Raw genomic sequence first — 918 nt, forward strand, 5'->3', positions numbered from 1 at the left:
GGGGATGCGACATCGTTTCCGAACCAGGACAACCAAGGGTCGTCGAGCTGTTTTCCCCAGCTTCGACACTCTTCCTCCCACTCGAGTCTCTCGTCAAGGAAGTCCGGGCCAAGCGTTGCATTGTGGCGAGCGCGAAAAGCCTCGCGAAGAGCTTCGATTTCCCCGCAGTTGCGGGCGAGGTCGAGCACTTCGAGGCTCATGGATCGTTGCGTTTCCATGCTGTACGCGTGCGGAACCATGTGCTGGAGTTTGGTCAGTACGCTGGCTCGGAGCGCCGGGGAATCCGAACCGATCCACTTTGCCGCTTCTTCGAGCAGAACCAGGGTCGTCGAGTCTGCGGTGATCCCCTCCTCGAAGCCGTAGTAGCCAATCGCCGCTCTCGCAAACAGCGCTGCCGAGCCCACCTGCCGAGCAAGCGCAGCGGCCCGGGCGAAGCTTGCGCGTGCAGACGTTTGTTCGGCAGCGCTCCACTCGGCTTGCCCCAACTGGAGAAGAAGCTCGCAGTGGCTGGAATCGTCCGGCGACGCACGAAGGTCTGCGAGTTCGCTTGCCCGTCTCAGGAGCGTCACAGCCTCTTCGAATGCGAGCCGCGATGCAGCCAGCAAGCCCGCGCGTTCGCAATACTCTGCAGCTTTTTCGATGGCACCCGTCGCCACCGCCAAGTACCAATGATGAGCCAGTTCTGCCAGCGGAGGAGTTGTAGACTCGCTGTAGAGACGTTCCAACGCCGCCGCAATAGATTCGTGGAAGCGGGCGCGACTGGGCGCATGGATCCCTCGGTAGAGCGTTTCGCGGATCAGGGCGTGACTGAAGCGGTAAGTATCTGCGGCGTTGCTCGAGGGCTCGATGATTCGAGCTGCAACCAGTCCTTCGAGAGCCGCGAGGATGGGCTGGTGCTCCGGTCCAGCGACTTCCGAC

Annotated in this window: 1 protein-coding gene; it reads right to left on the reverse strand. The window is 61.9% G+C overall.

The genetic code is table 11. The features are described 5' to 3' along the window. Positions 1–918 (reverse strand): hypothetical protein (locus GY725_24925; GenBank protein ID MCP4007439.1); only part of this gene is annotated, 918 nt, incomplete at both ends.

This window comes from bacterium (assembly GCA_024226335.1).
Taxonomy (GTDB): domain Bacteria; phylum Myxococcota_A; class UBA9160; order SZUA-336; family SZUA-336; genus JAAELY01.